Genomic DNA, 26,083 nt, shown 5'->3' on the forward strand with positions numbered 1-26,083 from the left:
GCCCGGCGGTGGTGGGGCCGCGGGGGGGGGCGGCCGGGCGGGGGGCGCCGGCCCCCCCCCGCCCCGGGGCGGCCCCCCCCCCCCCCCGGCGCCGGTTGCCCGCCTCGGACGAGCCGTTCTCGTCGTCGCCGACGTTGTCGTCGTCGGAGTCGTCGGAGTCCTGGTCGTCGTCGTCCGAGTCGGAGTCGGAAGAGTCCCTGTCGGACTGGTTGTCGGACCCACCCTGTTCGCCTCGGCCGCGCCCACGGCCCCGGCGACCGCGGCGGCGGCGCCGGTTGGCGGGCCGGTCGGCCTGATCGTCCTCGTCGTCGTCCGAGTCGGAGTCGTCGGAGTCGGCAGAGTCGTCGGCGCTCCTGTCGTCGTCGCCCCGCTCGATCGGTTGCGGCGCGACGAACAGCGGCATGTAGTGCGGCCGGTCCACGGGGTCTGGGCTCTGCAGCATCAGCCGGGATTCGGGCTCCTCGGCGGGTTCGCCAGCCGCGGCGGACGCCGTGGCCTCCGGTTGGGCGGCGGCCAGTAAATCGCGGACCCGGATCGCGTCGTCACGGTCCACGGTCGAATGTGCGCTGCGGACCCGTCCATCCAGCGCGTTCAGCGCGTCGAGCACCTGCTTGCTGGTGGTTCCCAGCGTTCGTGCCAGCGAATGGACTTTTAAGGTTTCCGGCAGTTCCTCGTGCTGGATCGGCTCGTGTGATGGGTCTGAAGGTGGTGCACCGTTTACCACGTAGTCTCCTCAAGCCCCCGGGCGCGTCCTTTCGACGCGGCCACGCGAGGGCTTCGCTATGGGCCCGGGTCCACTTCCCCCGGACTTGTGATGGTCTCGCCCCGAGCGGCTCAGGTAGAACTCACTCGGCGCCGTGCTGAATGTCGGCCTGACATGCCGCGCAACACCACGGGTTTGCGATGGTCGCGCTTGTCTAAGTCTTCATTCGGGTGTCCGACGCCGGTCCGGCGACGTTCACCCAACTATAAGTATCCCACATCACGGCCCGGGTCCAGCGGCACCCGACTTCGGCGCTCCGCAAACCCGCCCCGATCTCCGCGCGGCCCGCTATCGTCGCCTGGCTAAACGCCGGGAAACCACAGCGCGATCTCGCGCTTGGCCGAATCGGCCGAATCGGAGCCGTGCACCAGGTTGAACTGCGTTTCCAGCCCGAAGTCGCCGCGGATGGTGCCGGGCGTGGCCTGGTCGACCGGGTCGGTCCCCCCCGCAAGCTGGCGAACCGCCGCGATCGCTCGCGGGCCCTCCACGATTGCTGCCACCACCGGGCCCGAAGTGATGAACTGCAACAACGACTCGAAGAAGGGTTTGCCCTCGTGCTCGGCGTAATGCTGGCTCGCCAGCTCTGCGTCGATGTGGCGGAGTTCCAGCGCGGCGATGGCGAGCCCTTTGCGCTCGATGCGGCCGATGATCTCGCCGACCAGCCGCCGCTCGACGCCATCCGGCTTGATCAGTACCAGAGTCCGTTCCGTCACGGCGGACAGCGTACAGAATGCGGCGGCGATCAGTCGGGTGGCGGCTGGCCCTGCGGCGGTCCGTATTGCTGCCGCCGCCTGACCTCGGCACGCAGGTAGGCGATCAGCAGCCACACACCGGCGAACAGCAAACCGATGAAGCCGACGCCGGGGTAGATCAGAAACCCGGCGACAAGCACCGCCTGCACGCCCAGGTTCACCCAAATCGCCCACGGCCTGCGCTGCAGCCCGGTGAGCAGGATCAACACCGCGGCCAGCCCGATCAGGTAGCCCAGCGACAACGGGTTCAGGCCGCCGCCGACGGCGCCGACCACCGGGATCGCCAGCAGCACCACGATCGCTTCCAGAAGCAGCGTCGCGGCCATCACCGCACCGAAGCTCTTCCACGGATCCGCGGGTGGCACCGGTCCCTGCGGGCTTGGGGCGGTCATTGCGGATCACGACCGAACAAGGTGCGCGCGGCGCCGGCCGTGACGACCGATCCGGTGATGACGATCCCGGTGCCGGAGAACGTGCCGCCGTCGGCATCCCCGACGGCGGCCGCGTCGTCGACCAGGGCGGTCGCGACGTCGATGGCGTCACGCAGGTCCTCGGCCGTCGTCACGCGTTCCGGCCCGAACCGCGCCCGCGCCGCCACCGCCAGCGATTCGACGTCCAGCGCCCGCGGCGACCCGTTGTGGGTCACCACGACGGAGTCGAACACCGGCTCCAGCGCGGCCAGGATGCCGTCCACGTCTTTGCCCGTCAGGACGCTGAGCACGCCCACGACGAAACGGAATTCGAACTCGTCGGCGAGCGCCTGCGCCAGCGCGGCGGCCCCGGCCGGGTTGTGCGCCGAGTCGATGAACACCGTCGGCGCGCTGCGCATGCGTTCCAGCCGGCCGGGGCTGCTGACCGCGGCGAAGCCGGTCCGGACGGCGTCGACGTCAAGCTGACGCTGCGCGCCGGCGCCGAAGAACGCCTCGACCGCCGCCAGCGCCACCGCCGCATTGTGCGCCTGATGTTCGCCGTGCAGCGGCAGGAAGACGTCGGAATACACCCCGCCAAGGCCCTGCAGCCGCAACACCTGCCCACCGATCGCCACCTGGCGATCCAACACCGCGAACTCGGAATCCTCCCGGGCGACCGCGGCGTCGGCGCGCACGGACTGGGCCAACAGCACTTCCATCGCCTCGGGCGGCTGCCGCGCGATGACCGCGACGGTGTCGGGCGCGCCGTCGGGCGCCTTGGTGATGATGCCCGCCTTTTCGCCGGCGATCCCGCGGATGTCCTCGCCCAGATAGTCGACGTGGTCGATGTCGATCGGGGTGATGACGGCCACGGGCGCGTCGATCACGTTGGTGGCGTCCCAGCGTCCGCCCATGCCCACCTCGACGACCGCGACCTCAACGGGTGCGTCGGCGAACGCCGCGAATGCCATGCCGGTCAGGACTTCGAACTTGCTCATCGCCGGCCCGCCGGCGGCCCGCGATTGCTCGTCGATCATCTGCACGAACGGCTCGATCTCCCGATACGTCTCCACGTAGCGCGCGGGGCTGATGGGTTCGCCGTCGATCGCGATACGTTCGACCGCCGACTGCAGGTGCGGGCTGGTGGTTCGACCGGTGCGCCGGTGCAGCGCGGTGAGCAGCGCATCGATCATCCGCACCACCGAGGTCTTGCCGTTGGTGCCCGCGACGTGGATCGACGGGTAGCCGCGCTGCGGCGAGCCGAGCAGATCCATCAGCGCGGTGATCCGGGTCAGGCTCGGCTCGATCTTGGTCTCGGGCCAGCGCTGGTCCAGCAGGTGCTCGACCTGCAGCAGTGACGCGATCTCGTCCGGTGTGGGTGCCATGGCGTCGGTTTCGAAGCGCCCTGGTCCCGGCGGCTCGGTCATTGCAGCCCGGCCAGCCTGGCGGTGATCCGTTCGGTTTCCTCTTGGGCTACCCGCTGACGGTCACGGATCTTGCCGACGACCTGTTCGGGGGCCTTGGCCAGAAAGTCGTCGTTGGCCAATTTGGCGGTGGTGGATGCCAGCTCCTTTTGCGCTGCGGCCAAATCCTTTTCGAGACGACGGCGCTCGGCTGCCACGTCGATGGTGCCCGACGTATCGAGTTCGAGCATGTCTGTGCCGGACCCTTGGCGGACCTCCAGCGACGCCGACGGGGTGAAGTTGGGGCCCGGTGCGGTCAGCGAGGTCAGGGCCATCACCTGGGCGCTCAGTTCTCCGCCGCCACTCAAGCGGGCCGACACCTTCTGCCGATCGGCCAGACCTTGATCGCTGCGGAACCGCCGGATCTCGGTGACGAGCTTCTGCATGTCGCTGATCCGTTGCGCGGCAACCGGATCCAGCGCGATACCCGACGGCTGCGGCCATTCGGCGATGACCAGCGACTCCTGATTGGTCAGGGCCTGCCACAGCGCCTCGGTGACGAATGGGATGACCGGGTGCAGCAACCGCAGCAATGTGTCGAGTACCGCGGCCAGCACGGCGGTCGTGTGTGCGAGCCCCTCGGAAAGCTGCGTCTTGGCCAATTCGACATACCAGTCGCAGAATTCGTCCCAGGTGAAGTGATACAGCGACTCGCAGGCCCGGCTGAACTCGTAGCCATCGAACGCCGAATCGACTTCGGCGCGAACCTCTTCCAGCCTTCCCAGGATCCAGCGGTCGGCGTCGGTCAGGTCGGCCAGATCGGGCAGCGGCGCCGGGCTGGCGCCGTTGAGTAGCGCGAACCGGGTGGCGTTGAACAGCTTGGTCACGAAACTGCGCGACGCCCGGACGTGATCCTCGCCGACGGCCAGGTCGCTGCCGGGGCTGGAACCGCGCGCGAGCGTAAACCGCAGCGCGTCCGCCCCGAACTTTTCCACCCAATCCAGGGGATCGACGACGTTGCCGCGCGACTTGCTCATCTTGCGGCCGAACTCGTCACGGATCAGCCCGTGCAGGAACACATCGGTGAACGGCACCTGCGGGCCGCGGCTGCCGTCCACGGTGATCGCGTCGTCACCGCCGACAAAGGTGCCGAACATCATCATCCGCGCCACCCAGAAGAACAGGATGTCGTAGCCCGTCACCAGAACGCTTGTCGGATAGAACTTTTCCAGTTCGGCGGTCTTTTCCGGCCAGCCCAGCGTCGAGAACGGCCACAGCGCCGACGAAAACCAGGTGTCCAGCACGTCGGGGTCCTGCGCCCAGCCGTCCGGGGGTGTGTCGTCGGGGCCGACGCACACCTGTTCGCCGTTGGGCCCGTACCAGATCGGGATGCGGTGGCCCCACCACAGCTGCCGCGAGATACACCAGTCGTGCATGTCGTCGACCCAGCCGAACCAGCGCGGTTCCATGCTGGCCGGGTGAATCACGGTGTCCCCGTTACGCACCGCGTCGCCGGCGGCCTTGGCCAACGATTCCACCCTGACCCACCACTGCAGCGACAGGCGCGGTTCGATGATTTCGCCGCTGCGCTCCGAATGCCCGACGCTGTGCAGGTACGGCCGCTTCTCCTCGACGATGCGGCCCTGCGCGGCGAGCGCCTCCCGCACCGCGACCCGCGCCTCGAAGCGGTCCATGCCGTCGAACTCGGTTCCGGTGTCGACGATAAAGGCCTTGGTGTCCAAGATGTTTGGCATCGGCAGCTCGTGGCGCAGCCCGATTTCAAAGTCGTTGGGATCGTGCGCGGGCGTGACTTTGACCGCGCCGGTGCCGAATTCGGGATCGACGTGGTCGTCGGCGACGACGATGAGTTGCCGGTCGATGAACGGGTGCGGCATTGTCGTGCCAACCAGATGCCGGTAGCGCTTGTCGTCGGGGTGGACGGCGATCGCGGTGTCGCCGAGCATCGTCTCGACGCGGGTGGTGGCGACCACGATGTGTGGCTCGTCGTCGTCGAGTGATCCGTAGCGGAACGACACCAGCTCGCCCTCGACCTCGTCGTATACGACCTCGATGTCGGAGATCGCCGTCTGCAGGACCGGCGACCAGTTGACCAACCGCTCGGCCCGATAAATCAGCCCGGCGTCGTAGAGCCGCTTGAAGATGGTTCGCACCGCGCGGGACAGGCCGTCGTCCATGGTGAACCGATCGCGACTCCAATCCACCCCGTCACCGATGCGGCGCATCTGGCCGCCGATCGCGCCCCCCGACTCGCGCTTCCAATCCCAGACCTTGTCGATGAACAGCTCTCGACCGAAGTCCTCCTTGGTCTTTCCGTCCACCGCGAGCTGCTTTTCCACCACGCTCTGAGTCGCAATACCCGCGTGATCCATGCCCGGCTGCCACAACACCTCATAGCCCTGCATGCGCTTGCGTCGCGTCAGGGCGTCCATCATGGTGTGTTCCAGCGCGTGACCCATGTGCAGGCTGCCGGTCACGTTCGGCGGCGGCAGCACGATCGAGTACCCGGGTTTGGTGCTGGCCGAGTCCGCCGCGAAGTAGCCCGCGTCCAGCCACTTCTGGTAGATCGCGCTCTCCATCGCGCCCGGCTCCCACGACTTGGGCAGGTCGGCAGGGGAACTAGGACTGGCGGTCACCCGTCAATTCTAGGGATCGGCGCGGGTCACCCAGCCAGCCGGTCGACCCGCAAGGACACACCGGCGGCCGGAAACCGCGCCAGCAGGGCATCGCCCATCGCGGCCGCCGGGGTCAGCACGCCCCGCAGGTCGGAGAGCTTGTCGCGATCGAACGCGAGCGCAAGTGCGCTCTCTCCCAATAACACCGAGGTCGCCTTGTAGCCGGGGTCCCCGCGCTGCTCCATTCTGGCCACATAGCGAGCGCCGCCGGTCGTTGTGGTGTACGTCTCAACCTTGTAGTAGCCGCGCTCCCGGGCCTCCGCGCTGGGACCGGTGCCCGGCTCGGGCAGTACCCGCTCCACCAGGCGACGCGGCAGCAGCCGGAAGTAGCGGCTGCCGACCGCGAACATCGCGTTGCCGACGCCGCCGAAGACGGCCGAAGCCACCGGCGCGACAGCCGACGACCCGAGGCTCATGTTCTCGTCATAGCGGAAACGCCGGCCGTAGGCCCAGTCCAGCAATGCGTTGCTGCGCCGCACGATCCGGGTGTTAGTGGGCGCCATCAAGAATCCCGCGGTCCACATGCCGGCTAGTTCCGGCGCGAGATCCCGGCCGCGACGCGACGGCAGGTCGGGCTGCCGGCCGAGTTCGGGCTCCGCGCCGCGGTCGGTGCTCAACGTGTAGGGGTCGGCGAGCTGGCGGCGCGCGTCGGGGTCGCTGGAGGCGGTGTGCAGGACTTCCAGCAGCGACGCGTAGGTGCCGCCGGAGAATCCGCCCCGTAGGGAGCGCACGACGAAGTGGGTGTCGCCGAGCTCGCCGGTGCCGTCGGCCTGTGCGGCGAGGTGCAGCGCGTAAACGGTCAGATCCGACGGGATGGAATCGAAGCCGCAGGCGTGCACGATGCGGGCGCCGGTGTCGGCGGCCTGCTTGTGGTACAGGTCGATGCTCTCTCGCATGAACGGCGGCTCGCCAGTCAGGTCCGCGTAATCGGTGCCGGCCGCGGCGCACGCGGCCACCAAGGGCAGCCCGTACCGGGTGTAGGGCCCGACGGTCGTGACGACGACTCGCGTCCGGGCGGCCATCTCCTCCAGCGACGACGGCGACGTGGCGTCGGCGCTCAGGGTCGGCCAGTCCCGCGCGGATGCGCCGAGGGTGTCCCGAACGGCGCGGAGCCGGTCGGGCGACCGGCCAGCCAGCGCGATCCGGGCCTCACCGCCGGCGCGGGCCAGATACTCGGCGGTCAGCTTCCCCACAAAGCCCGTCGCGCCGTACAGGACGATGTCGAATTCGCGCGGCGTTGCGGTCACCGCCCCGACGCTACCCCGACCCGAGATAAGTAATGCCGGGCCCGAGGCCCGGCATTACTTATACGTGTGACGGCGAGGCCGTCGGCGGTTGGTCAGCCGCGGCGGCCGCAGACCGGCCAAGCGCCGATGCCCTGCGAGTGCAGGACGTTCTCGGCCACTCGGATCTGCTCCTCACGGCTGGCGCTGTTCGGGGAGCCCGAGCCACCGTTGGCGTGCCACGTGCTCGACGTGAACTGCAGGCCACCGGAGAAGCCGTTACCGGTGCTGATGCCCCAGTTGCCACCCGACTCGCACTGCGCGATCGCGTCCCAGTTCACGCTGTAAGCCTTGTGAGCCGGAGGCGCGTCCGGAGCCGGAGGCGGGGGCGCGTCCGGAGCCGGAGGCGGCGGTGCGTCCGGTACCGGAGGCATCGGCGGGTTGCCCTCGAAGCCCGCCGGGGCGGGAGGCGGCGGAACCTCAGGTGCCGCAGGCGGCGGCGGAACGTTCGGGTCGAAGCCGGCCGGCGCGTCAACGGGCGCCAAGCCTTCCGGCACCGCGGGCGGCGGCGGAACGTTCGGGTTGAAGCCCACAGGGGCCGCGGCGTCGGGAGCCGGAGGCGGGGGCGCGTCGGGGCCCTGCCCGGCCGGGGGAACGTTCGGGTCAAAGCCCATCGGCTCCGCGTTGGCGGACGGCATCGTCACGAGCGAGCCTGTGATCGCGGCGAGGATGAGCGTCTTACGGACGTTCTTCAATATCGTTCCTTTCGCGGTGCGCGCGCGCCAAAGCAAACCCACAGCCGTGGGTTTGGGGGTGCAGTTGTCCAAGCGGAAAAGTGCTCTGGGACGTGCCGTCTCGTTCGGGCACGACAGCGGGGCTGGTCTGGCCAGCGGGCTAGGGCCCACCGACCGCGGGCCGGCTGTCGCCGCCCGCAGCCCCGCTCACACGCGGGTCCGTGGATTCAATTTTTCGGTACTTCCGTCACCCGTTTCGGGCTACCAGGACCGTACGAGAACCGATTGCATTCGTCATCTTGAGAAAACATGGATCTCAGTTTGGTAACGACGCGATGACGGCGCGATAGCGCAAATAATTTGGCAGGTCAGCAACCATTTATCCCGGCCCACCGGATCGCGATCGCTACCAGGTTTCCGTGAGCCGAATCACGTACATATTGTGAGCTGGAACACGGTTTGCGGCGATGCGCTGGCCCGCGTCGAGGGCACGTGCCGCGCAGGGTACATGGCGCCCGAGTCCAATTGGCGCCCGACACGCGCAACTTGACACAACATGGACGTATGTAACTTCGAAAGCCGAAGTGTCTCAGCCCAATTGGTGGGCCTATGGTAACGCGGTGGGAGACCACGGGCAAGTGCGCGCACCGACGCCGCCCAATCCGCAGCATCGTCCATATCGCACGACTTACCCACTGCCCCACCGTTTTTGGTCGCATTCGTCGATCCGGCCCCAGCCACGGCTACGGTCTGACGCCGACCGCCGAGAGGGCGCGTTTCGGGATCGACAATTTTGCGGTACGCAATTTGCCGCTCGAACTCGAGGCGACACACTCCCCGGCGAGCAGGGCCGAACCCGACCTGGTACGATGAACGTCGGGGGTTATCCCAAATCGCAACTGCGCCAACGTATTACGGCAGCATTTAGGAATGGCGCAGGGATATGCTTTTCGAAATATTTGAACGCTAACTAGAGGCAATAGTTTCTAACCGGGTCGATATTGCCGATTTCAGAATTCAACGCCATTTGTCAAACCCGAGTAAAGCAATTGTTTCGGCGAAATGAAATAAGCGGACCGATTACGTGGCGCAGTTTTCGAGCTGTCGGCTCGCGTCAGGCTCCGGACCGCGCCAGGGCACGCAGGTCGGCGTCGCTGTTGACATTGGTCAACGGGCGCGAATCCGATGTGACGATTCGCTGCGCGTCCGAAACGTCAACCAGGGCACGCATTTTGCGCTCGCCGGCGGCCACCAGCGCTTCTGCCCGGGCGGCGAGATCGGTCCGGTACACCGCGGCCAGGAAATGATCCCGGCCGTCCCACGGCAACACGACTTCCGCGTTGGTCTCCAGCGCGCGGCGGGCGAGGTCATCGATCAGTTCGGCGTCCAGCAGCGGCATGTCCACGGCGCAGATGAAAGCGAGGCGGGTGCCCGCGTCGGCGGCGGCGCGCAGTGCGCGGGCGGTCGCCGGCAACGGCCCCTGGCCACCCAACTCGTCGCGCATGACGCGGGCCTGCAGCGCGGGCAGCGGTTGTCCCTGCGCGGCCATCACCAAAACCGGCTCGCAGCGCTGCGCGAGGATGCCGACCACGTGCTCAACCATCGTGGTCGCACCGGCGCCCGACGAACCCGGGAAGGGCAGGGTTGCTTTGTCCCGGCCCATCCGCCGCGACTCGCCTCCAGCGAGTACTACCCCGGCCAGTGATACTGCGTCGGGCACGAGCTGGGCCACCTTAGTCGACGGTCCAGGTGTCGCGCCCGCGCAACAGCGACTGCAGCGCGGCGGTGTCGAACGGCTTTGACGACTGAGCGGCACGAACCTGGGAGCGGGCCGCGTCGTCGTACGTGGGCCTGTTGATGTTGCGGAAGATGCCCAGCACCGTGTGCTCGAGGTTCTGGTCCGACAACCGCGACAGCGCGTACCCGTAGGCCGAGTCGTCGGCCTGCGCGTCGTGCACGACGATCTCTTCGACGGCCACGTCGGCGGTCTTGGCCACCTCGAGGCTGAAACCGGACTTCACCACGCAGTATTCGCCGTTGGCGCCGAAGACAATCGGCTCGCCATGGCGCACGTTGATCACCCGCTCCTCGGCGCCCTCCTTGCGCAGCGCGTCGAACGAGCCGTCGTTGAAAATCGGGCAGTCCTGCAGGATTTCAACCACCGCGGCGCCACGATGCTGGGCCGCCGCCCGCAGGACCTCCGTCAGCCCGTTGCGGTCGGAGTCCAGTGCGCGACCGACGAAGGTCGCTTCGGCGCCCAGCGCCAACGACACCGGGTTGAACGGGTGATCCAGGGACCCCATCGGCGTGGACTTGGTGACCTTGCCGACCTCCGACGTCGGCGAGTACTGCCCCTTGGTCAGGCCGTAGATCCGGTTGTTGAACAGCAGAATCGTGATGTTGACGTTGCGGCGCAGCGCGTGGATCAGGTGATTACCACCGATCGACAGGGCGTCGCCGTCGCCGGTGACCACCCATACCGACAGGTCCTCGCGGGCCAGCGCGAGCCCGGTCGCGATGGCCGGGGCCCGGCCGTGGATGGAGTGGAACCCGTAGGTCTCCAGGTAGTACGGGAACCGGCTGGAGCAGCCGATACCGCTGACGAAGACGATGTTCTCCCGACGCAGCCCCAGCTCGGGCAGGAAATTGCGGATGGTGTTGAGGATGACGTAGTCGCCGCAGCCCGGGCACCAGCGGACCTCTTGGTCGCTCGTGAAGTCCTTGCCCTTCTGCGGCTGATCCGTCGTGGGCACGCCGTCGTTCTTCGTCAACCTCGGCGTCAACCCGAGGTCTGTGCCCGCTAGGTCGCTCGTCATTCGATAGCTCCCGCTCCAACTGTTGCTGCCGCCATTCTGGCGACCATCGTCTTGTCGTGCTCGATTTCGGCCAATGTTCCGCCCAGCGCCGCGCGGATGACGCGCCCGATCTCGTCGGCCAGGAACGACACGCCCTGGACCTTGGTGACCGATTGCACGTCGACCAGATACTTGCCGCGCAGGATCAGCGCCAGCTGGCCCAGGTTCATTTCCGGCGCGACCACCTTCGGGTAGCGCCGCAGCACCTCGCCGAGGTTCGCGGGGAACGGGCTGAGGTGGCGCAGGTGGGCATGCGCGACCTTGATGCCCTTCCGCCGCGCGCGACGGCACGCTTCGCCGATCGGGCCGTAGGAGCTGCCCCAGCCGATCAGCAGCAGCTCGGCGTCGCCGGTCGGGTCGTCGACTTCCAAGTCGGGAACGGAGATGCCGTCGATCTTGGCCTGGCGCAACCGGACCATGAGGTCGTGGTTGATCGGCTCGTAGGAGATGTTGCCGCTGCCGTTCGCCGCTTCCAAACCGCCGATGCGGTGTTCCAGTCCGGGTGTGCCCGGAACGGCGAACTGGCGCGCCAGGGTCTCCGGGTCGCGGTTGTACGGCTGGAAGGGTTCGTCCGGCTTGGCGAAGATGTGCTTGATCGGCTCCAGCGACCCGACATCCGGAATCCGCCACGGCTCAGAGCCGTTCGCGATCGAGCCGTCGGACAACAGGATCACCGGGGTGTGATACGACACCGCGATGCGCACCGCCTCGAGGGCGGTCTCGAAACAGTCGGACGGCGAGCGCGGCGCCAGCACCGCCACCGGCGACTCCCCGTTACGGCCGTACAACGCCTGCAGCAGGTCGGCCTGTTCGGTCTTGGTGGGCAGCCCGGTCGACGGTCCGCCTCGCTGCACATCGATGACCAGCAATGGCAATTCGGTCATCACACCCAGCCCCAGCGCTTCGGACTTCAGCGAAATCCCCGGTCCCGATGTGCTGGTGACGCCCAACGCCCCGCCGTAGGAGGCGCCGATCGCCGCGCAGATGCCACCGATCTCGTCTTCGGCCTGGAAGGTGATCACGTTGAAGTTCTTGTGCTTGGACAGCTCGTGCAGGATGTCCGAAGCCGGCGTGATCGGATAGCTGCCGAGCACCACCGGGATGCCGGCCAGCTGCCCGGCCGCCACGATGCCGTAGGCGAGCGCGGTGTTGCCCGAGATCTGCCGGTATTCACCGGCCGGCAAGGTCGCGCGGGAGACCTCGTAGGTGGTGCCGAACGCCTCGGTCGTTTCGCCGTAGTTCCAGCCCGCCTTGAGGGCGAGCACATTGGCCTCCGCGACGTCGGGCTTGCGGGCGAACTTCTCCCGGATGAATTTCTCGCTGGCCTCGATCGGGCGCCCGTACATCCACGACAAAAGGCCAAGGGCGAACATGTTTTTCGCGCGTTGGCCGTCCTTCTTCGACGCGCCGATCGTCTCGACGGCCCCGAGGGTCAGGTTGGTCATCGCGACGGAGTGCACGACGTAGTCGTCGAGCTCGTCGGACTCCAGCGGGTTGGTTACGTAGCCCACTTTCGTCAGGTTGCGCTTGGTGAATTCGTCGGAATTCGCGATCACCATTCCGCCGCGCGGCAGGTCGCCGATGTTGGCCTTCAGCGCCGCGGGGTTCATGGCGACGAGCACGTCCGGTCGGTCGCCGGCGGTCAAGATGTCGTAATCGGCGATCTGAATCTGGAACGACGAGACGCCGGGCAGCGTGCCTGCGGGGGCGCGGATCTCCGCGGGGTAGTTCGGCTGAGTCGCCAAGTCGTTTCCGAAAAGCGCTGCCTCCGACGTGAACCGGTCGCCGGTCAGCTGCATACCGTCGCCGGAGTCTCCGGCGAAGCGGATGACAACTTGTTCCAGCCGCTGACGGTCGGACCCGTTATGACGGATCTCGCTATGAGAATCTGATCCGGCTCCGCTGCCGTTCGGATCCACGTCTCCGCCCTCCATTTGTCAATCGGATAGGCACTCCACTGGAGCTTTAGGGTACGCGCCGATGGAGTGACTCCCGTGCCCTGAAGCTTGTGTGTCACTGGTAGTACCAATTATGGCACCGGTTTTCGGCGAGGATGACCGTCTCATATCCCTCGCACGCAGGGGGTTTGGGGCCAATGCCGAAGTCAGCGGGGTGCTACTGATGGGTACGACACAAACTGTGTTGTTCGTCACGTCGGTGGGGTTCCGCGAAGCCATGACCGGCAAACCGCCGGGCGCCATGAATGTTGAACTGGTGGCCTAAGCGCTCTTGTCGCGACGCTCGGCGCGCGAAGCCTTCCGCGGCACGATCGTCGGCAACACGTTGTCCTGCACGGTTTCCTTGGTGACGACGACCTTGGCGACGTCGTCGCGGCTCGGGATGTCGTACATCACCGGCAGCAGGACCTCTTCCATGATCGCCCGCAGGCCGCGGGCGCCCGTGCCGCGGTGGATGGCCTGATCGGCGATTGCCTCCAGCGCGTCGTCGGTGAACTCCAGCTCGACGCCGTCCATCTCGAAGAGCCGGGTGTACTGCTTGACCAAGGCGTTCTTCGGTTCGGACAGGATCTTCACCAACGACTCCATGTCCAGGTTGGTGACCGAGGCGACCACCGGGAGCCGGCCGATGAATTCGGGGATCAGACCGAACTTGATCAGGTCCTCGGGCATCACGTCGGCGAAGTGGTCGGTGGTGTCGATCTCGGCCTTGGAGCGGACCTCGGCACCGAAGCCCAGTCCGCGCTTGCCGACCCGCTCGTAGATGATCTTCTCCAGGCCGGCGAACGCACCCGCGACGATGAACAGCACGTTGGTGGTGTCGATCTGGATGAACTCTTGGTGCGGGTGCTTGCGGCCGCCCTGCGGGGGAACCGACGCCTGCGTGCCCTCGAGGATTTTCAGCAGCGCCTGCTGCACGCCCTCCCCGGAGACGTCGCGGGTGATCGACGGGTTCTCGCTCTTGCGCGCGATCTTGTCGACCTCGTCGATGTAGATGATCCCGGTCTCGGCGCGCTTGACGTCGTAGTCGGCGGCCTGGATCAGTTTCAGCAAGATGTTTTCGACATCCTCACCGACATAGCCGGCCTCGGTCAGCGCTGTGGCGTCGGCGATGGCGAACGGCACGTTCAGCATCTTGGCCAGCGTCTGGGCCAGGTAGGTCTTGCCGCACCCGGTGGGTCCGAGCATCAGGATGTTGGACTTGGTCAGCTCGACCGGCTCGTACCGGGAGTCACGACCCTTCTCGCCCGCCTGGATCCGCTTGTAGTGGTTGTAGACCGCGACCGCCAGCGTTCGCTTGGCGGTGTCCTGCCCGATGACGTATCCCTCCAGGAATTCCCGGATCTCGGCGGGCTTGGGCAGTTCGTCGAGCTTGACGTCGTCGGCGTCGGCGAGTTCCTCTTCGATGATCTCGTTACAGAGATCGATGCACTCATCGCAGATGTACACACCGGGGCCAGCAATGAGCTTCTTGACTTGCTTTTGGCTCTTCCCGCAGAACGAGCACTTCAGCAGGTCACCGCCGTCTCCGATGCGCGCCATGGTGCTTAGGTGCCTACTTCCTGTTCGCCGTTCGTCGTCCTGTGCCGCATGTAATCCCCGACGCTACCCGCTTGCTCGGGCCCCTCGCGACCGTTAGCGCCGAATCGCGTCGGTGGTATTCAATGCCTGTCCGTCTGAATGAAACATATAGCCCGATGACGCCGGTCACTCGTCAAAGACGCGCATAGCGTGTCTTTGGCGTGTCGCGGTCGTTACCCGACCGAGGCTTGTGCGCCCCCGAACCCGGTGGTTTTCTGGCTGACCACCAGGCAACCCACCCTACAGTGGCGGTGTGGGTTTGGCTGTGGGATTTACCTGGCCCAGCGAATCCGTGCTGATCAGTGATGGCGGCTTAGCCACCGAGCTGGAGGCGCGCGGTCACGACCTGTCCGACCCGCTGTGGTCGGCGCGGCTGCTGGCCGATGACCCGGGGCAGATCGCCGCGGTACACGCGGCGTACTTTCGCGCCGGCGCCTCGATCGCGACGACCGCCAGCTACCAGGCTTCGTTCGACGGTTTCGCGGCCCGCGGGGTCGCCCGCGGCGAGGCCGTGGCGCTGTTGCGCCGCAGCGTCGGTCTCGCCAAGGCCGCGCGTGACGCGGCCGGTGCCGAGAACCTTTGCGTCGCCGCCTCGGTCGGACCGTACGGCGCGGCGCTGGCCGACGGGTCGGAATATCGCGGCCGCTACGGAATGTCGGTCGCGGGGCTGATGCGCTGGCATCGTCCCCGGCTGGAGGTCCTGGCCGGCGCCGGGGCCGACGTGCTCGCGTGCGAGACGGTGCCCGACATCGACGAGGCCGAGGCACTGGTGAACCTGGTGCGCTCGGTCGGCGTGCCGGCCTGGCTCAGCTACACCATCGACGGGACGAAGACCCGCGCCGGACAACCGCTCGCCGACGCGTTCGCGGTGGCGGCCGGCGTCGACGAGATCGTCGCGGTCGGCGTGAATTGCTGTGCGCCCGACGATGTTCTCGCCGCCATCGCGATCGCCGACATCGGCAAGCCGATCATCGTGTACCCGAACAGCGGCGAGCGTTGGGACGGCAAGGGTTGGACCGGGCCGCGCAGCTTTTCCGCGCAATGCGCCGCGCAGTGGGCGGCGGCGGGCGCGCACATCATCGGCGGATGCTGCCGGGTTGGGCCAGCCGATATCGCCGAGTTGGCGACCGTGCTCGACCGCTAGGCCGTTTGAGCCGAGAGCTTCCGGTACTCCAGAACGGTGTCGATGATCCCGTAGTCCTTGGCCTCTTCCGCGGTCAGGATCTTGTCCCGGTCGGTGTCCTTACGAATCACCGAGGCGTCCTTGCCGGTGTGGCGGGCCAGCGTCGTCTCCATCAGCGTGCGCATCCGCTCGATCTCGGCGGCCTGGATCTCCAGATCGGAGAACTGGCCCTGGATGACACCCTGAAGAGACGGCTGATGGATCAGCACCCGTGCATTCGGCAGCGCCATCCGCTTACCCGGCGTCCCGGCCGCCAGCAGCACCGCCGCCGCCGAAGCGGCCTGACCCAGACACACCGTCTGGATGTCGGCCCGCACGTACTGCATGGTGTCGTAAATCGCCATCAGCGAGGTGAACCCCCCACCCGGGGAGTTGATGTACATGGTGATGTCGCGATCGGGATCCAATGACTCCAGCACCAGCAGCTGCGCCATGATGTCGTTCGCCGACGCGTCATCGACCTGGACGCCGAGGAAGATGATGCGTTCCTCGAAGAGCTTGTTGTACGGGTTGGATTCCTTGACGCCGAAGCTGGAGTGCTCGATGAACGACGGCAGGATGTACCGCGCCTGGGGCTGGATCTGGGGATTCATTGGGCTTCTCCGTTGGTGAGGTGTGCGGCGCGGGTGATGATGTGGTCGACGAAGCCGTACTCGAGGGCTTCGGCGGCGGTGAACCACCGGTCGCGATCGGAGTCGGTCACGATGCGCTCGACCGGCTGGCCGGTGAACTCGGCGATCAGCCGAAACATTTCCTGCTTGATCAGCGTGAACTGCTCGGCCTGGATGGCGATGTCGGCCGCGCTGCCGGTCACCCCGCCCAGCGGCTGGTGCATCAGGATCCTGGCGTGCGGCAGGGCGTAGCGCTTGCCCTTGGTGCCCGCGGCGAGCAGGAACTGTCCCATCGAAGCGGCCATGCCCATCGCGTAGGTGGCGATGTCGCACGGAGCCAGGACCATGGTGTCGTAGATCGCCATCCCGGCACTGATCGATCCGCCGGGTGAATTGATGTACAGCGAAATGTCTTTGGTGGAGTCTTCGGCCGCGAGCAACAGAATCTGCGCGCACAGCCGATTGGCGATTTCGTCGTTCACCTCCGAACCCAGGAAGATGATGCGCTCGGTGAGCAAGCGCTCATAGACCGAGTCCGTGAGGTTGAGACCCTGCGAGTTCGAACGCATGTCAGTCACGACTGGGTTACCTGCTTTCTCGAAATCCGTATGCACCGACACTAACCAACGGGGCCCGCTGCGCGCTGGCCACGCACCCCTTGAAACGGGCGCGTTCGCTCACAGCGTCATTCCTCGGCTTCGTCCGAGGCCTCGGGCGCGTCGTCGGCGCCCTCATCCGTGGCCTTTTCGGTGGCCTGGCCGCGCTTGCCAAAGAACTCGCTGGTGTCGATCGCGTTGCCCTCGGTATCGGTGACCGTCGCCGCCTCGACCGCCGCGGCGATGGCCAGGCCGCGCCGCACATCGGCGAACATGGCCGGCAGCTGGTTGTTCTCCTGGAGGTAGGCGAACAGCTGCTGCGGCTCGATGCCGTATTGCCGAGACGTCATCACCAGTCGCTCGGTCAGGTCGTCCTGCCCGACCTGGACCTCCAAGTCGTCGGCCAGCGCATCCAGCAGCAGCTGCTTGCGCAGCTCGGTTTCCGCGGCGTCGCGCGTCTCGGTCTCGAACTCCTCACGCGACTTGCCCTGAGCGGCGAGCACCTCGTCCAACTTGGCTTGGTCGTGATCCAGACCGTGCAGCGCGCCGTGCATCGCGTTGTCGAACTGGGCCTGGACGACCGCCTCCGGCAGGGGCACGTCAACCTGGTCGAGCAGGGCGTCCAGCGTGGCGTTGCGGATCTGGTCGGCCTGCTGGGCGCGCTTGAGCTGGGCCACCTGGTCGCGGAGGCTGGACCGCAGCTCCTCGATGGTGTCGAATTCGCTTGCCAATTGGGCAAACTCGTCGTCGGGCTCCGGCAGTTCACGTTCCTTGACGGACTTGACGGTGACGGTGACCTGCGCCTCCTTTCCGGCATGCTCGCCGGTCGCCAGCTGCGCGGTGAACTCCTTGGACTCGTCGACGGACAAACCGACCAGTGCCTCGTCGAGGCCCGCGATGAGCCGGCCGGAGCCGACCTCGTGCGATAGTCCCTGCGCGGCGGCGCCCGGAACGTCCTCGCCGTCGACGGTCGCCGACAAGTCGATCGAAACGAAGTCGCCGTCGGCCACCGGCCGATCCACGCCTTTCAGGGTGCCGAACCTGGCACGCAGCGACTGGAGTTCGGCATCGACGTCGTCGTCGCTGACCTCGATCGGATCCACCGAGACCTGCAGCGCGCTCAGGTCCGGAAGGGTGATCTCGGGACGGATGTCGACCTCGGCGGTGAACGCCAGCTCCTGGCCGTACTCCTTCTTGGTCACCTCGATGTCGGGCTGGCCCAGGGGATGAACTTCCGACTCCGCAACGGCCTGCCCATACCGGGCGGGCAGCGCCTCGTTGACGACCTGGTCGAGCATCGCCTCCCGGCCGAAACGGGCCTCCAGCAACTTCGCGGGCGCCTTACCGGGCCGGAAACCCGGTAGCCGCACCTGCCTGGCCAGCTCCTTGTAAGCCCGCTGGAAATCGGGCTCGAGCTCGGTGAACGGCACTTCGACATTGATGCGCACCCGGGTGGGGCTCAACTGCTCGACACTGCTCTTCACGGGGTGTGCTCCTCGGTGGTCGTTTGCGGTCTGGTCGGGGTGACAGGATTTGAACCTGCGGCCTTCCGCTCCCAAAGCGGATGCGCTACCAAGCTGCGCTACACCCCGCGCTGACCTCGCGATCCTACGGCCCGGCGGCGCCGGCTTCGCAGCGACCTCACGACCTCACGGTGCGATAACAGACCCGCTTCGATTAGATTTGATGTTCGTCGCCAGATACAGTCTCGCTCGACTTATATATGCGGGCGTAGCTCAATGGTAGAGCCCTAGTCTTCCAAACTAGCTACGCGGGTTCGATTCCCGTCGCCCGCTCTGCTGGGCAAATGCTCGACAGAAAGGCGCCATGAGCGACTTCGATATCAAGGGCTCATGCGCGCCGGACTTCGTCGGCGTACGCGATGCGTTTGCGCGCAACTTCGCGATGCGCCTCGAGGTCGGCGCGGCCGTTGCCGTCTGGGTCGACGGCGACCTCGTCGTCAACCTCTGGGGCGGCTCGGCCGACGCGGCGGGCACCCGCCCGTGGCGGCAGGACACCCTGACCACCGTGCTCTCGGGCACCAAGGGCCTTTCGTCAACGTGCGTCCATCAGCTTGCCGACCGCGGCGAGCTGGACCTGCACGCGCCGATAGCGCGCTACTGGCCCGAGTTCGCGCAGGCGGGCAAGCAGGACATCACCCTGGCCATGGTGATGGGCCACCGGTCCGGCGTGATCGGGCCGCGCACCCGAATGCGTTGGGAGCAGGTCGCCGACTGGGACTTCGTCTGCGATCAGTTGGCCGCCGCGGAACCGTGGTGGGAGCCGGGCACCGCCCAGGGCTACCACATGACCACCTTCGGTTTCATCGTCGGCGAGGTGTTCCGCCGGATCACCGGTCGCACGATCGGTCAGTACCTGCGCACCGAGATCGCCGAACCGCTCGGTGCCGACGTCCACATCGGCCTGTCCCCCGGCGAACAACGCCGCTGCGCCGAGCGGGTCAACAAGCCCCACGCCCGCGGCCTGTTGGCCGACGTGCAAGCCCCCGGCTACCCGACCAGCCTGGCCGAACATCCCAAGGCGGGATTGTCGATCTCGATGGGTTTCGCGCCCGACGACGAACTCGGCTCTCACGACCTGCAGCTGTGGCGCCAGCTCGAGTTCCCCGGCACCAACGGTCAGGTGTCGGCGCTGGGACTGGCCACGTTCTACAACGCGCTGGCCCAGGAGAAGCTGCTCAGCAGGGAGCACATGGACCTGGTCCGCGTGTGCCAGGGCGGCTACGAGACCGATCTGGTGCTCGGACCACGCGTCGCCGATCACGGGTGGGGCCTGGGGTACATGCTCAATCAACGCGGCGTAAACGGCCCGAACCGCCGGATCTTCGGCCACGGAGGGCTGGGGGGCTCGTTCGGCTTCGTCGATCTGGAGCACCGCATCGGCTACGCGTATGTGGCGAATCGCTTCGACGCCACCAAGTCCAATGCGGACCCGCGCAGCCTCGCGCTCAGCAACGAGGTCTACGCCGCGCTGGGAGTCACCGCGGACTGACGCGCCAACGAAAAACGCGCCCCGCCGGATCGGCAGGGCGCGTTTTGGTGGATCTCAGGGGTGCCAGGCGGGTGGCGGTGGCGGCGGCGGTGGCACCTCCCAAGGACGGTCGGGTGGCGCCGCGCGCCAGTCATGGCAATTGTTCCAGTCCCAGTTGTTGCCCCAGCCCGGGTCCCAGAATTCACCCGGGCACCATTGCGGGAAGGGTCCCGGTTGCGCCTGCGCTTCGATCGCGGCGCCCAATCCGGCCAGCCCGAGGCCGACGATCATCGCGAAAAGCGTTGCAGTTATCCGCGGAGTTGTCTTCACGACGCCACCCTTACCCTTTCGAGAGGAATCCAACCAGTAGACGCCGGCCGGTCATGTTTGACAAGTGGGGCACCAGAACACATTTCGGCCCTCCAGCACTGCGGTGCGGATCGGGTCCCCGCTCACTCGGCAGGGTTCACCCGCGCGCCGGTACACGTACGTCCGCGGCCGCCCTTCCCGGTAGGACGGCGGGCCGTGGTCGTGTTCGGGCCGAACCACGATGATCTTGCCGCGGCGCAGGCCGACCTTCATCAGCGCCACCAAATCGGTCCACGCAGCCCCGAATTCGGCCTCGCCGAGCTTCTGGCCGGGCCGGAACGGGTCGATGCGGTGGCGGAACAGCAACTCGCTGCGGTAGACGTTGCCGACGCCGGCGATAACCGTCTGGTCCATCAACAGCGCGCCAATGGGCCTGCGGGACTTCGTAATTCGGGTCCACGCCCACGACGGGTCGGCGTCGGCGCGCAGCGGGTCCGGACCGAGCTTGGCGACCACATCCGCGACCTGCGCCTCGTCGATCACCTCGCACACCGTCGGGCCGCGCAAGTCGGTGCCGTAGTCGGCGCCGACCATCCGCATCCGCACCTGCCCCACGGCTTCCGGGAGCGTGCCGTCGGCGGGGCGCTCCCATTCGGTGAAGGTGCCATAGAGACCAAGGTGCACATGCACGATTGGGCCGTCGGCGTAGTGATGAAACAGGTGCTTGCCCCAGGCGCTGGCACGGCGCAGCACCCGGCCGTCGACGACGGCCGCCGAATCGGCGAATCGGCCCTGCGGGCTGGACACCGCCACGGGTGCGCCGCGGAATCGACGCTGATGCAGCCGAGCCAACCGGTGCAGGGTATGCCCTTCGGGCACCGGACTCCCTCAGCCCTGGGCGCCGGGCACCGGCGGCGCTTGGTGAGTGCGTTCGTATTCGGCGAGAATGTCGATACGCCGTTGGTGGCGTTCGGCTTTCGACCACGGCGTGTTCAGGAATGCGTCCACGATGGCCAACGCCTCGGCAACGGTGTGCATGCGGCCACCGATGCCGATCAACTGCGCGTTGTTGTGTTCCCGGGCCAGCGTCGCGGTCTCGACGCTCCACGCCAGGGCGCAGCGTGCCCCGGGAACCTTGTTGGCCGCGATCTGCTCGCCGTTGCCCGATCCGCCCAGCACGATGCCGAGGCTGTCGGGGTCCGCCACCGTGCGCGTCGCGGCGGCGATACAAAACGCGGGGTAGTCGTCGTCCGCGTCGTAGCTGAAGGCACCGCAGTCGATCGGCTCGTGCCCGGACTTCTCGAGGTGCTCGACCATCTGTTGTTTGAGCTCGAATCCCGCGTGATCAGAGCCGAGGTAAACGCGCATGCCCGCAATCCTTACACAGGCCCGCGCGGGGGTCAGTCGAACTGGGGCGGCTCGGTGCGGGTCCGCTTGAGCTCAAAGAAGTGTGGGTAGGACGCGAAGGTCACCGAGGCGTCCCACAACTTGCCGGCCTCCTCGCCGCGCGGGATCTTCGACAGGACCGGCCCGAAGAACGCCACACCGTTGACGTGGATCGTCGGCGTCCCGACATCGTCACCGACCGCGTCCATCCCGGCATGGTGACTCTTGCGCAGCGCGTCGTCGTAGGCGTCGCTCTGCGCGGCCTTGGCAAGCTCGGCGGGCAGATCGGCGTCAGCAAGCGACAACTTGATGACCTCTTCGAGGTCTTTGTTGTCCTCGTTGTGAATCCGAGTACCCATCGCCGTGTACAGCCGGCCCAACGCGTCCGCCCCGTGGGCCTGCTCGGCGGCGATCGCCACGCGCACCGGGCCCCAGGCATGCTTCATCATTTCGCGATATTTGTCGGGCAGGCCTTCGCGGTTTTCGTTGAGTATCGCCAGGCTCATGACGTGGAAGTTCACCTCGATGTCGCGAACCTTCTCCACCTCGAGGATCCAGCGCGACGTGATCCAGCACCACGGACACAGCGGATCGAACCAGAAATCGGCTTGGTTTTTCTCGGCGGCCTTCTCGGGCATTGCGCAATCCTCTCGTCAACGGTTAGAACACCGTCCAGCACAACCGTAGTCGGCACTCGCCTGTTCCCGCTCTGCGGCGCCGGGCCCGCACGCTTTAAGTTGGACGCGTGGCCCTACCTAACCTCACCCGGGACCAGGCCGTCGAGCGCGCCGCCCTGATCACGGTCGACAGCTATCAGATCAACGTCGATCTCACCGACGGTTCCGGCGCCCCCGGCGAAGGTACGTTCCGGTCCACCACCACCGTGGTATTCGACGCGCTCGCCGGCGCCGACACGGTCATCGACATCGCCGCCGAGGTCATCCACAGCGCCACCCTCAACGGCCGCGAACTGGACGTGTCCGGCTATGACGAATCGACCGGCATCGCGTTGAACGGACTGGCCGACCGCAATGTCGTCGTCGTCGACGCCGATTTCCGCTACTCCAACACCGGCGAGGGGCTGCATCGCTTCGTCGACCCGGTGGACGACGAGACGTATCTGTACTCGCAATTCGAAACCGCCGACGCCAAGCGCGTGTTCGCCTGCTTCGACCAGCCCGACCTCAAGGCGACGTTCGCGTTGCAAGTGACCGCGCCGAAGCATTGGAAGGTGATCTCCAACGGCGCGACCACCGGCGTTGCCGACGGCGTGCACACCTTCGCCACCACTCCGCGGATGAGCACCTATCTGGTCGCGTTGATCGCCGGGCCGTATGCCGAGTGGAAGGACGCCTACGCCGACGAACACGGCGAGATCCCGCTGGGCATCTACTGCCGGGCCTCGCTGGCGCCATACATGGACGCCGAGCGGTTGTTCACCCAGACCAAGCAGGGCTTCGGCTTCTACCACAAGAACTTCGGCCTGCCGTATGCGTTCGGCAAGTACGACCAGCTGTTCGTGCCCGAATTCAACGCCGGCGCAATGGAAAACGCCGGCGCGGTGACGTTCCTCGAGGACTATGTCTTTCGCAGCAAGGTCACCCGCGCATCCTACGAGCGGCGCGCCGAGACGGTGCTGCACGAGATGGCGCACATGTGGTTCGGGGACCTGGTCACCATGACATGGTGGGACGACCTGTGGCTGAACGAGTCGTTCGCGACGTTCGCGTCGGTGTTGTGTCAAAGCGAGGCCACCGAATTCACCGAGGCCTGGACGACTTTCGCCACCGTCGAGAAATCCTGGGCGTACCGCCAGGACCAGCTGCCCTCGACACACCCGATCGCCGCGGACATCCCCGACCTGGCCGCGGTCGAGGTGAACTTCGACGGAATCACCTACGCCAAGGGCGCTTCGGTGCTCAAGCAGCTGGTGGCCTACGTCGGGCTGGAGCAGTTCCTGGCCGGGCTGCGCGACTATTTCCGCACCCATGCCTACGGCAATGCCACGTTCGGGGATCTGATCGCCGCGCTGGAGAAGGCCTCCGGCCGCGACCTGTCGACGTGGGGCCAGCAGTGGCTGAAAACCACCGGCCTGAACACGCTGCGCGCGGATTTCGACTTGGACGGCCCGGGCCCTAAGGGCAGGTTCACCCGGTTCGTGGTCCGGCAAGGTGGCGCCGCGCCGGGCGCTGGCGAGACGCGGGTGCACCGGCTGGCGGTCGGCATTTACGACGACGACGGGGCCGGCAAGCTGGTGCGGATACACCGGGAGGAACTCGACGTCGACGGCCCTGACACGGAAGTTCCTGCGCTGGTTGGTGTTTCGCGCGGCAAGCTGATTCTGGTCAACGACGACGACCTGACCTACTGCTCGCTGCGACTGGACCCGCAGTCGCTGCGGACCGCGCTGGAACGCATCGCCGACATCACCGAGCCGCTGCCGCGCTCGCTGGTGTGGTCGGCGGCGTGGGAGATGACCCGCGAGGCCGAGCTGCGGGCCCGTGACTTCGTGGCACTGGTATCGCGCGGCGTGCACGCCGAAACAGAGGTCGCGGTGTTGCAGCGGCTGCTGATGCAGGCGCAGACGGCGCTGACCTCCTACGCCGACCCGGCCTGGGCCCACGCGGACGGCTGGGCGCAGTTCGCCGACCGGCTGCTGGAGTTGGCGCGGGCCGCGGAGCCCGGATCGGATCAACAGCTCGCGTTCCTCAACGCGCTGTGCACATCGGTGCTGTCCCCCCGGCATGTCGAGACGCTGGCCGATCTGCTCGATCGCGACCCCGCCGAACTCGGGTTGGCCGGCCTGCAGATCGACACCGACCTGCGTTGGCGCATTGTGATCGCGTTGGCCACCGCCGGCAAGATCGATGCCGACGGGCCGGCGACACCGTTCATCGACGCCGAGGTTCAGCGCGACCCCACCGCGGCCGGCAAACGCCACGGCGCCCAGGCCGCCGCCGCCCGGCCTCAACCGCAGGTCAAGGAGCAGGCGTGGACCACGGTCGTCGAGGACGACACCATGGCCAACATCACGGCCCGCTCGATCATCGCGGGCATCGCGCCGCCGGGCCAGCACGCGCTGCTCAAGCCATTCACCGAGCGCTACTTCGACGCGATTCCCGGAGTTTGGACGCGACGTTCCAGCGAGGTCGCCCAAACCGTGGTGATCGGGCTGTACCCGCACTGGGATATCAGCGAGGAGGGTGTTGCGGCCGCAGACCGGTTCCTGCAAGTCTCCGACGTGCCGCCGGCACTGCGCCGGCTGGTGCTGGAGGGCCAGGCGGGGATCAAGCGGTCGCTGCGGGCCCGCCGCTTCGACAGCTCCGCGGGCGAGTAGCGAGCGTCAGGCCGGCGATATCCCGGCGCTGAGCACGCGGATCGCGCTGACGAGCCCGTCGACCAGGTTCCCCTGCTTGAACGCCGACGCCGCGGCGGCCACTCCCAGCGGTGCGGCCGACTCGGCGCCGCGCCCGCGGACCTGGGCGCCGTAGACGACCTCGATGACGGACTGGTCTGGCGAGACCGCGAGCAAGACCGCGTTGTTGGGCGTGGGCACCTTGGCCAGGATTTCGCGGGCCCGCGCGGCGGTGTCGCTGCCCAGGTCGCCGAGATAGATGGCGAACCGCGCCATCGAGGACCGCGACGCGTATTTCAGCGCGTCGTCGATGGCGACGAGGTCTTTAATCGGGAACGGGTAGTGCACCGACACCGTCCCGGGCTCGATCACCCCCGAGATGCGTCCGCTGGTGGTGATCACCGAGCCCTTGGGCAGCTCGGCGGGCTCGATCGTCGCTACCTCACCACGTGCCACTGGCGCCACCCCCAACCGAGAACTCCGACGTGCCATGCCCGCCGTGCTCGCCGCCGACGGCTTCGTCGGTGGCGGCCCACAGGATGGGCGGATGTGTCCACGGCTCCGACATCTTGTACGTCGCCGGGTGCGGGCCCTTGTGCCTCCAGATCAGCCCCACGAGCACGATCACCAGCGACAACGGGATCCCGATGAACAACAGATGGATCTGCATAACGCTCACGACGCAAACCGTATCCCACGGCGCGACGAACCGGCGCATTCAGGACCCAAGTTGGGTCAGGCGGCGCCTTCACCGAGGTATCGAGCCCAGGCGGGATCCAATTCCTTGACGGTGGACAGCAATCGCCAGTGCTGTCCCGTGGGCGGCACCGGCGCACGTCGCAGTGCCCAGCCGAGCTCGGTGAGCAGCTTGTCGCCCTTGCGGTGGTTGCACGTCGAGCAGCACGCGACGCAGTTTTCCCAGGAGTGGTCGCCGCCGCGGCTGCGTGGCACCACGTGATCGACGGTGTCGGCCTTCGCCCCGCAGTAGGCGCAGCAGAAACGGTCGCGGTGCATCAGCGCGGCGCGGGTCATCGGGACGCGGGCGCGGTACGGCACCCGGACGTAGGTGCGCAACTGGATCACCGACGGCACCACGATTGACCTGGTCGCCGAGTGGATCACCGGTCCGGCGGGATCGTGGTGGACGACGTCGGCCTTGCCGCAGATCACCATGACGATCGCCCGGCGCATCGGCAGCGCGGTCAACGGCTCGTAGGTGGAATTCAGCAGCAGGACCCGCCGACGACTCCAGATCGATGCGCTCTCGTGGCGGGTGGGCG

The 26,083-nt window shown here is 67.1% G+C and carries 23 protein-coding genes, 2 tRNA genes and 1 pseudogene; 4 read left to right on the forward strand and 22 right to left on the reverse strand.

Annotation, left to right across the window (positions count from 1 at the left end; translation table 11 throughout):
• The 11 genes and pseudogenes from A5744_RS00970 to clpX form a co-directional block, all read right to left on the reverse strand.
• Positions 1–724 (reverse strand): annotated as a pseudogene (locus tag A5744_RS00970) (translation initiation factor IF-2 N-terminal domain-containing protein); the annotation flags it as partial.
• A gap of 341 nt (positions 725–1,065) precedes the next feature.
• The gene (gene ndk, locus A5744_RS00975) at positions 1,066–1,476 is read right to left on the reverse strand and encodes a nucleoside-diphosphate kinase (protein WP_076057742.1); all 411 of its coding nucleotides are present in this window, start codon (positions 1,474–1,476) and stop codon (positions 1,066–1,068) included.
• Positions 1,477–1,505: 29 nt separating this feature from the next.
• Complete coding sequence (locus tag A5744_RS00980) at positions 1,506–1,907, reverse strand: DUF4233 domain-containing protein (RefSeq protein WP_076057743.1); 402 nt, start codon at positions 1,905–1,907, stop codon at positions 1,506–1,508.
• Positions 1,904–3,352, reverse strand: coding sequence for a folylpolyglutamate synthase/dihydrofolate synthase family protein (locus A5744_RS00985; protein WP_076057744.1), 1,449 nt, complete (start codon positions 3,350–3,352; stop codon positions 1,904–1,906). The genes A5744_RS00980 and A5744_RS00985 overlap by 4 nt, the downstream gene beginning before the upstream one ends.
• Positions 3,349–5,982, reverse strand: coding sequence for a valine--tRNA ligase (locus tag A5744_RS00990; protein WP_076057745.1), 2,634 nt, complete (start codon positions 5,980–5,982; stop codon positions 3,349–3,351). The genes A5744_RS00985 and A5744_RS00990 overlap by 4 nt, the downstream gene beginning before the upstream one ends.
• 26 nt (positions 5,983–6,008) lie before the next feature.
• The gene (locus A5744_RS00995; RefSeq protein WP_076057746.1) at positions 6,009–7,268 is read right to left on the reverse strand and encodes a trans-acting enoyl reductase family protein; all 1,260 of its coding nucleotides are present in this window, start codon (positions 7,266–7,268) and stop codon (positions 6,009–6,011) included.
• A 92-nt stretch (positions 7,269–7,360) separates the two neighbouring features.
• On the reverse strand, positions 7,361–7,999 hold the full coding sequence (locus A5744_RS01000; RefSeq protein ID WP_076057747.1) for a transglycosylase family protein: 639 nt from the start codon (positions 7,997–7,999) through the stop codon (positions 7,361–7,363).
• 1,093 nt (positions 8,000–9,092) lie between these two features.
• Positions 9,093–9,710, reverse strand: coding sequence for a molybdenum cofactor guanylyltransferase (mobA, locus tag A5744_RS01005; RefSeq protein ID WP_076057748.1), 618 nt, complete (start codon positions 9,708–9,710; stop codon positions 9,093–9,095).
• Between the two features lies 1 nt (position 9,711).
• The gene (locus A5744_RS01010; RefSeq protein ID WP_076057749.1) at positions 9,712–10,794 is read right to left on the reverse strand and encodes a 2-oxoacid:ferredoxin oxidoreductase subunit beta; all 1,083 of its coding nucleotides are present in this window, start codon (positions 10,792–10,794) and stop codon (positions 9,712–9,714) included.
• Positions 10,791–12,752, reverse strand: coding sequence for a 2-oxoacid:acceptor oxidoreductase subunit alpha (locus A5744_RS01015; RefSeq protein WP_139329384.1), 1,962 nt, complete (start codon positions 12,750–12,752; stop codon positions 10,791–10,793). Before A5744_RS01015 ends, A5744_RS01010 begins: the two co-directional genes overlap by 4 nt.
• A 300-nt stretch (positions 12,753–13,052) precedes the next feature.
• On the reverse strand, positions 13,053–14,333 hold the full coding sequence (clpX, locus tag A5744_RS01020; protein WP_076057751.1) for an ATP-dependent Clp protease ATP-binding subunit ClpX: 1,281 nt from the start codon (positions 14,331–14,333) through the stop codon (positions 13,053–13,055).
• A 292-nt stretch (positions 14,334–14,625) separates the two neighbouring features.
• On the opposite strand from clpX, the gene mmuM reads away from it, so the two are divergent.
• Positions 14,626–15,516 carry a homocysteine S-methyltransferase gene (gene mmuM / locus A5744_RS01025; protein WP_076057752.1) on the forward strand — a complete coding sequence of 297 codons (891 nt, stop codon included), beginning with the start codon at positions 14,626–14,628 and terminating at the stop codon, positions 15,514–15,516.
• Here the strand turns inward: mmuM and clpP2 are convergent.
• From clpP2 to A5744_RS01045, 4 genes are all read right to left on the reverse strand, one after another.
• Entirely contained in the window at positions 15,513–16,148 is a 636-nt protein-coding gene (gene clpP2, locus A5744_RS01030; RefSeq protein ID WP_076057753.1) for an ATP-dependent CLP protease proteolytic subunit ClpP2, read from the reverse strand. The genes mmuM and clpP2 overlap by 4 nt on opposite strands.
• Positions 16,145–16,735, reverse strand: coding sequence for an ATP-dependent Clp protease proteolytic subunit (locus A5744_RS01035; protein ID WP_076057754.1), 591 nt, complete (start codon positions 16,733–16,735; stop codon positions 16,145–16,147). Before A5744_RS01035 ends, clpP2 begins: the two co-directional genes overlap by 4 nt.
• Positions 16,736–16,851: 116 nt before the next feature.
• The gene (gene tig / locus A5744_RS01040) at positions 16,852–18,246 is read right to left on the reverse strand and encodes a trigger factor (RefSeq protein WP_076057755.1); all 1,395 of its coding nucleotides are present in this window, start codon (positions 18,244–18,246) and stop codon (positions 16,852–16,854) included.
• Between the two features lie 31 nt (positions 18,247–18,277).
• Positions 18,278–18,354, reverse strand: a tRNA-Pro gene (locus A5744_RS01045).
• Positions 18,355–18,487: 133 nt separating this feature from the next.
• On the opposite strand from A5744_RS01045, the gene A5744_RS01050 reads away from it, so the two are divergent.
• Both A5744_RS01050 and A5744_RS01055 read left to right on the forward strand, forming a co-directional pair.
• Positions 18,488–18,558 (forward strand) — tRNA-Gly (locus A5744_RS01050).
• Between the two features lie 31 nt (positions 18,559–18,589).
• Positions 18,590–19,774: a serine hydrolase domain-containing protein gene (locus A5744_RS01055; protein WP_076057756.1), complete on the forward strand. Its 1,185-nt coding sequence runs from the start codon at positions 18,590–18,592 to the stop codon at positions 19,772–19,774.
• A gap of 54 nt (positions 19,775–19,828) precedes the next feature.
• Here A5744_RS01055 and A5744_RS01060 read toward each other — a convergent pair whose 3' ends face one another.
• Genes A5744_RS01060 through A5744_RS01075 form a run of 4 tightly spaced genes read right to left on the reverse strand, consistent with a single transcriptional unit; the run spans position 19,829 to position 22,086 of the window.
• A complete protein-coding gene (locus tag A5744_RS01060) occupies positions 19,829–20,083 on the reverse strand; it encodes a hypothetical protein (protein WP_240562922.1) in 255 nt (84 codons plus the stop codon).
• A gap of 51 nt (positions 20,084–20,134) precedes the next feature.
• Positions 20,135–20,941, reverse strand: a complete 807-nt coding sequence (locus tag A5744_RS01065) for a DNA-formamidopyrimidine glycosylase family protein (protein ID WP_076057757.1) — start codon at positions 20,939–20,941, stop codon at positions 20,135–20,137.
• A 9-nt stretch (positions 20,942–20,950) separates the two neighbouring features.
• Positions 20,951–21,430 carry a ribose-5-phosphate isomerase gene (locus A5744_RS01070; protein ID WP_076057758.1) on the reverse strand — a complete coding sequence of 160 codons (480 nt, stop codon included), beginning with the start codon at positions 21,428–21,430 and terminating at the stop codon, positions 20,951–20,953.
• A gap of 32 nt (positions 21,431–21,462) precedes the next feature.
• Positions 21,463–22,086, reverse strand: coding sequence for an Rv2466c family mycothiol-dependent reductase (locus A5744_RS01075; RefSeq protein ID WP_076057759.1), 624 nt, complete (start codon positions 22,084–22,086; stop codon positions 21,463–21,465).
• Between the two features lie 107 nt (positions 22,087–22,193).
• Between A5744_RS01075 and pepN the strand changes: the two genes are divergently transcribed.
• Positions 22,194–24,785 (forward strand): aminopeptidase N, encoded by a 2,592-nt coding sequence (pepN, locus tag A5744_RS01080; RefSeq protein WP_076057760.1) that lies wholly within the window; start codon positions 22,194–22,196, stop codon positions 24,783–24,785.
• A 6-nt stretch (positions 24,786–24,791) separates the two neighbouring features.
• On the opposite strand, the gene A5744_RS01085 is transcribed toward pepN, so the two are convergent.
• The 3 genes from A5744_RS01085 to A5744_RS01095 form a co-directional block, all read right to left on the reverse strand.
• A complete protein-coding gene (locus A5744_RS01085; protein WP_076057761.1) occupies positions 24,792–25,259 on the reverse strand; it encodes a DUF5130 domain-containing protein in 468 nt (155 codons plus the stop codon).
• Positions 25,246–25,473 carry a hypothetical protein gene (locus A5744_RS01090; RefSeq protein WP_076057762.1) on the reverse strand — a complete coding sequence of 76 codons (228 nt, stop codon included), beginning with the start codon at positions 25,471–25,473 and terminating at the stop codon, positions 25,246–25,248. The genes A5744_RS01085 and A5744_RS01090 overlap by 14 nt, the downstream gene beginning before the upstream one ends.
• Positions 25,474–25,538: 65 nt before the next feature.
• The coding region (locus tag A5744_RS01095) for an HNH endonuclease (RefSeq protein WP_139331190.1) at positions 25,539–26,083 on the reverse strand (545 nt) is incomplete at its 5' end.

Source organism: Mycobacterium sp. IS-1264, from assembly GCF_001954195.1.
Lineage (GTDB): Bacteria > Actinomycetota > Actinomycetes > Mycobacteriales > Mycobacteriaceae > Mycobacterium.

Excerpts from the sequence above, each read along its gene's own strand:
- A5744_RS00980 (WP_076057743.1), bottom strand. The coding sequence starts at position 1,907 with ATGACCGCCCCAAGCCCGCAGGGACCGGTGCCACCCGCGGATCCGTGG.
- A5744_RS00985 (WP_076057744.1), bottom strand. The coding sequence starts at position 3,352 with ATGACCGAGCCGCCGGGACCAGGGCGCTTCGAAACCGACGCCATGGCA.
- A5744_RS01010 (WP_076057749.1), bottom strand. The coding sequence starts at position 10,794 with ATGACGAGCGACCTAGCGGGCACAGACCTCGGGTTGACGCCGAGGTTG.
- clpX (WP_076057751.1), bottom strand. The coding sequence starts at position 14,333 with ATGGCGCGCATCGGAGACGGCGGTGACCTGCTGAAGTGCTCGTTCTGC.
- clpP2 (WP_076057753.1), bottom strand. The coding sequence starts at position 16,148 with ATGAATCCCCAGATCCAGCCCCAGGCGCGGTACATCCTGCCGTCGTTC.
- A5744_RS01035 (WP_076057754.1), bottom strand. The coding sequence starts at position 16,735 with ATGCGTTCGAACTCGCAGGGTCTCAACCTCACGGACTCGGTCTATGAG.
- A5744_RS01055 (WP_076057756.1), top strand. The coding sequence starts at position 18,590 with ATGAGCGACTTCGATATCAAGGGCTCATGCGCGCCGGACTTCGTCGGC.
- A5744_RS01070 (WP_076057758.1), bottom strand. The coding sequence starts at position 21,430 with ATGCGCGTTTACCTCGGCTCTGATCACGCGGGATTCGAGCTCAAACAA.
- A5744_RS01075 (WP_076057759.1), bottom strand. The coding sequence starts at position 22,086 with ATGCCCGAGAAGGCCGCCGAGAAAAACCAAGCCGATTTCTGGTTCGAT.
- A5744_RS01090 (WP_076057762.1), bottom strand. The coding sequence starts at position 25,473 with ATGCAGATCCATCTGTTGTTCATCGGGATCCCGTTGTCGCTGGTGATC.